Raw genomic sequence first — 4910 nt, 5'->3', positions numbered from 1 at the left:
CCACCTTCGCGGATTGCAAAACGCAAACCTTCTTCCATCGCGATTGGCGCAATCAAGGTTACGTCCATTTTCACGTTGTCGCCAGGCATTACCATTTCAGTACCTTCTGGCAGCTCACACGCACCAGTTACGTCTGTGGTACGGAAGTAGAACTGTGGACGGTAGCCTTTAAAGAATGGCGTGTGACGACCACCTTCTTCTTTTGACAACACGTACACTTCTGCTTCGAAGCGAGTGTGTGGAGTGATTGAGCTAGGCTTAGCCAATACTTGACCACGCTCTACGTCATCACGCTTAGTACCACGCAGCAACACACCTACGTTCTCACCAGCGCGACCTTCGTCAAGCAGCTTGCGGAACATTTCAACACCAGTACAGGTGGTTTTGGTGGTGTCGCGAATACCAACGATAGAAATCTCGTCGCCAGTACGCAGAATGCCACGCTCAATACGGCCGGTTACAACAGTACCGCGACCAGAGATTGAGAATACGTCTTCGATTGGCATCAAGAACGGCAGGTCAACCGCACGCTCAGGCTGTGGAATGTAAGTATCCAAAGCTTCAACCAATTTCGCTACAGCAGTAGTGCCAAGCTCGTTGTCATCTTGACCGTTCAATGCCATCAATGCTGAACCAGCAATGATTGGCGTGTCGTCGCCTGGGAATTCGTACATATCGAGCAGCTCACGCAGCTCCATTTCTACCAATTCAAGCATTTCATTGTATTCTTCGCTGCCTACACCGCCGCAATCTTCAGCTAGCAGGTCTGCCTTGTTCAGGAAGACAACGATGTAAGGTACGCCAACCTGACGTGACAGCAGGATGTGCTCACGCGTTTGTGGCATTGGGCCGTCAGTCGCGCCACATACCAAAATAGCGCCGTCCATCTGAGCAGCACCAGTGATCATGTTCTTAACGTAGTCAGCGTGACCTGGGCAGTCGACGTGAGCGTAGTGACGAGTTGATGAATCATACTCAACGTGCGAGGTCGCAATGGTAATACCGCGCTCACGCTCTTCAGGTGCGTTATCGATACCATCAAACGCTACCGCTTTACCACCATATACTTCCGCACATACGCGCGTCAGCGCTGCTGTCAGCGTGGTTTTACCATGGTCAACGTGACCAATGGTGCCCACGTTCAAATGGGGCTTATTACGTTCAAATTTCTCTTTAGCCATTGCGACAGTCTCCTAGCGGACTTTTTCGTCAAGTCACTATTTTCGTCAAGCCACTACAAAAAGACAAAAGCTGACCAAATCAGCTTTTGTCGCCAAATTTTAATGGAGCTCATGACCGGATTTGAACCGGTGACCTCTTCCTTACCAAGGAAGTGCTCTACCGACTGAGCTACATGAGCACCGAAAATCTCTTTTACTAACCTGCCCAAACTGGAGCGGGTAGCGGGAATCGAACCCGCACCATCAGCTTGGAAGGCTGAGGTTCTACCATTGAACCATACCCGCTGAAACTTCAATCCGCTGGCAAGTCTTACAAATAATGGTGGTGGGGGGTGGATTCGAACCACCGAAGCTCGCGCGTCAGATTTACAGTCTGATCCCTTTAGCCACTCGGGAACCCCACCCCAAGAGAACGGAATATTTTCTTTCGAGCCATGTAGTTAGCAGCCATACTTCGACCGACTTACAGTTACTACAAGGCTCGCCAGAAAAATGTGTGGAGCTGGCGAGAGGAGTCGAACCCCCGACCGGCTGATTACAAGTCAGCTGCTCTACCAACTGAGCTACGCCAGCTTAGCTACCACGTCGCTTCCAAACGAGGCCGGCATTCTAGTCTAACTCTTGGTAAGACGCAATCAGATTGCAGCTTTTTTTCTCCAAGCTTTTGTTATTATCTGCTTTTTTCGCCATCACTCGGGCAATATCCTTATAAGATTGATCCCCCTCGCTCCCAATATAGGCCATCCAATAACGAATGCCCTCCTTAGCAACTCGCTTCACAGCGACTCTGTAATCTCTCTTAAGTAAGCCTTTTGCGTGATTCTGCGCGCGCTCGTCAGTGGTAAACACTCCAAGTGAAATGGCATTCTTTAATTCACCACCTCGAATAATGAAGTTATCTATGCGCTTACCCCGCAACTCTGCGCTGATTTTCGCTGCCTCATTAAATGAAGAGTAAGGCCCTAAATAAACCCAGTAATCAGCACTCCGCTCGTATTTTTCAGTAAACAATTTAATCTCTTCAAACGATTCGCCATCAGCCCGAACTTCATCCTTATTGTTATACGGCCCCAAATACAAACATACGCGTGGGCCTGCAGCAGTTACAGGGTCATCGTTAGACAAAGCTTCATTGCTGAGGGACTTTTGCTCACCCTGCCCAAGCTCAGACAGCAATTGAATATTGCCTTTATCTTCAGGTGTAAACGACACCTGCTCTAGCGAAATCGCGCCCTTACCACTCAAAAAGAAGACCGCATTTACCGCTACTAATAATACAAAAAACCAACGCACCCGCCCCTCCCTGATTACGCTTTCGCTAGCGCCAGCGCCAATCCGTCCAAGACCAAATCCCGACTGTAATGCCACGACTCAGCATACTCGCCAGCAAGCTGCTTCACATTCATGCCATCACCACCGGTAACAAGCACTTTATAATGCCGACCAATTTGTTTCTCAGCTTCGTACAGGGCCAGCTTAACCGCCCCGACCAAACCCAACCACTTACCATTATGCACACAGGCATCGGTGTTTTTCCCCAGCCCCGTGTCTGCAGATTCTGCAATGCCAAATCGCACTCTGCCAGTGCTTTGCTCCAGCGCCCTCAAGGCCAACCCAGCCCCAGGCAATATATAACCACCGTGATGTTGACCATCCTTGCCAACGGCATCGATAGTCAAGGCCGTACCAGCATCGATAATCACACACGCATCGCAGCAGCTGTTGTATGCTGCAAGCATTGCCAACCAGCGATCCACCCCCATGCGCGACACGTCGTCATACCCGTTTTTTACGCCAGCGCACTCCGCTTGCGAAACTGCAAATTCGTACTTCACTTTGGCACCGACTAACAATGCCCTTAGCTCGGCCTCCCTCTCGGCAAAGGCCACAGACGCAACACGAACCAAGCATACCCCCGCCCCCACAAGCTCTTTGAGGCCTTCAAGTTCGTTCGCAATACGACCAGAATCCAAAATGACCGCCCCATTTAAACGGCGCCATTTAATCGCTGTATTTCCGACATCTAGCTCCAAAATCAGCGCCAAGTCATGCACTCCGCAAACTTACTTCACCACCGTTAAACACACGCTCGCCGTCAGCCGTCATTAACACCAAGCCGCCACTGCGATCCAAGCCTGACACCACACCTTCGATGTACGTATCACCCAATTGAACCTTAACATCACGACCTGCGAAGGCATCATGTCGAGACCACTCATCTCGGTGAACAGCAAACCCGCCCGCCAAAAATTCTTTGTACACTAAATGCAGGGAAGACATTAATTCGGCAACCAATTTATTTCTATCCACCGCGCCAACGATTTGCGCCAAATCAGTCCACGGTTGCGAAATAGCATCCGTATCCGCGCCATTCATATCAACATTTAGCCCTACACCCACTATAACCTGGCAAACACCCGCAGGATCACCCTGCATTTCCAACAAAATTCCAGCCAGCTTTTTATTTTCGTACAGAACATCATTAGGCCACTTAAGCCCCAAACCAATCACTCCAAATTTAGAGACTGCGCGAACTATGGCAAGACCAACGGATAAGCTAAGCCCTTCAAGGGCAGACGCGCCGGACTGAAACTCCCACACTTGAGACAGGTACACATTGCGACCGAAGGGGCTTTGCCACTCGCGACCACGACGGCCGCGCCCTGAGGTTTGCTGCTCAGCAAGACAACTATACCCCCAGCCACGCCCATCTCTAATAGCATTAGCTGCGGCATTATTCGTTGAATCTATTAAGGGAAATATATCGAACTGCCCCAAAGCCAAAGCTGCTTCGGGATTTAAATGCGAGCGAATTTTTTCGCCATCCAACAAATCCAATCCGCCTATTAATCGGTAACCACGGCCCTTTACCGATTCTATTTCCAAATTAAAGCTTTCTAATTTTTGTAGCTGCTTCCACACCGCAGCCCGACTAACACCAAGTTGGCTACCAATCTCTTCGCCAGAGTGGTACTCACCGTCAGCCAAAATATTTAATAATTCCACGAAGCTACGCACCCAACTGCCGTTTAGAAGCGCTAGATAATATCAGAATATGATCGCTCTTGGCGGTACTGGGGAATTTGACAAATTCCTAGCCACTTCTACCTTTAGAAAAATAGACGATAAATCCATTCTTAAGAAATACTCGTATTAACACCAAGCTCACGCAAATACCTGCGTAGCGCCCTCCACCATATAATGGATACAGGAGTAGTAATTATGAAGCTCAAAAAAATCGGCATCGCAGCCGCCATCGCCCTTCTTAGCAGTGGTATTACATTCGCCAACCAAAGCCACGATACAAATGCCCTATATGTACAAGCCAGCTCCTATATCGGCCCTCAATCAAATGAAGACCAGCGCTTAGTGAGTGAATTAATCAAGCAAATACAGACAGACGGCAAGCTTTCTGGCCAATTAGAACTGACTAGCCGAAATGGAAGCGTCGCTATTTCAGGCAGAGTGGACGAAGTAACGATGATTTACCGCGTTGTAGAAATTATTAAACGTAACTCGTCCGTTAAAAATATTGATGTTCGCCAGCTAGACACCTGATTTAACTGGAAAATTACATCTTCAAGCGCCCCAGCTAAATATTTTAGCTGGGGCGTTTTTGCTTGTGGGGGACAGTCCTCGCAGAACGCAGAACTCAGAACGCAGAACTCAGAACGCAGAACGCAGAACGCAGAACGCAGAACGCAGAACGCAGAACGCAGAACGCAGAAC

Annotated in this window: 5 protein-coding genes and 4 tRNA genes; 1 reads left to right on the top strand and 8 read right to left on the bottom strand. The window is 49.1% G+C overall.

All coding sequences use genetic code 11. The annotated features are described in order from the left end of the window. The 8 genes from tuf to birA all read right to left on the bottom strand — a co-directional run. Window positions 1–1181 (bottom strand): elongation factor Tu (gene tuf / locus C0068_RS01300; protein WP_103682691.1); only part of this gene is annotated, 1181 nt, incomplete at its 3' end. A gap of 103 nt (window positions 1182–1284) precedes the next feature. Further along, window positions 1285–1360: transfer RNA gene (locus tag C0068_RS01295), tRNA-Thr, on the bottom strand. A 32-nt stretch (window positions 1361–1392) separates the two neighbouring features. Next, window positions 1393–1466, bottom strand: a tRNA-Gly gene (locus tag C0068_RS01290). Window positions 1467–1501: 35 nt separating this feature from the next. Further along, window positions 1502–1585: transfer RNA gene (locus C0068_RS01285), tRNA-Tyr, on the bottom strand. A gap of 93 nt (window positions 1586–1678) precedes the next feature. After that, window positions 1679–1754 (bottom strand) — tRNA-Thr (locus C0068_RS01280). 36 nt (window positions 1755–1790) lie between these two features. After that, entirely contained in the window at window positions 1791–2474 is a 684-nt protein-coding gene (locus C0068_RS01275; protein WP_103682690.1) for an SPOR domain-containing protein, read from the bottom strand. Window positions 2475–2488: 14 nt separating this feature from the next. After that, entirely contained in the window at window positions 2489–3226 is a 738-nt protein-coding gene (locus tag C0068_RS01270; protein ID WP_158249891.1) for a type III pantothenate kinase, read from the bottom strand. A 1-nt stretch (window position 3227) separates the two neighbouring features. Beyond that, window positions 3228–4187 (bottom strand): bifunctional biotin--[acetyl-CoA-carboxylase] ligase/biotin operon repressor BirA, encoded by a 960-nt coding sequence (gene birA, locus C0068_RS01265; RefSeq protein ID WP_103682692.1) that lies wholly within the window; start codon window positions 4185–4187, stop codon window positions 3228–3230. Between the two features lie 216 nt (window positions 4188–4403). Here birA and C0068_RS01260 point away from each other — a divergent pair, with 216 nt between their 5' ends. Beyond that, a complete protein-coding gene (locus C0068_RS01260; RefSeq protein WP_103682688.1) occupies window positions 4404–4739 on the top strand; it encodes a hypothetical protein in 336 nt (111 codons plus the stop codon). Window positions 4740–4910: the final 171 nt, after the last annotated feature.

Source organism: Zhongshania marina, from assembly GCF_002915595.1.
Classification (GTDB): Bacteria; Pseudomonadota; Gammaproteobacteria; order Pseudomonadales; family Spongiibacteraceae; genus Spongiibacter; species Spongiibacter marinus_B.
The sequence above is the reverse complement of the archived record's forward strand: the minus strand, read 5'-3'. Positions and strand labels throughout refer to the sequence as shown.

Bases quoted from the DNA above. Each gene is read 5' to 3' on its own strand.
- C0068_RS01260 (WP_103682688.1), top strand. From the start codon at position 4,404: ATGAAGCTCAAAAAAATCGGCATCGCAGCCGCCATCGCCCTTCTTAGC.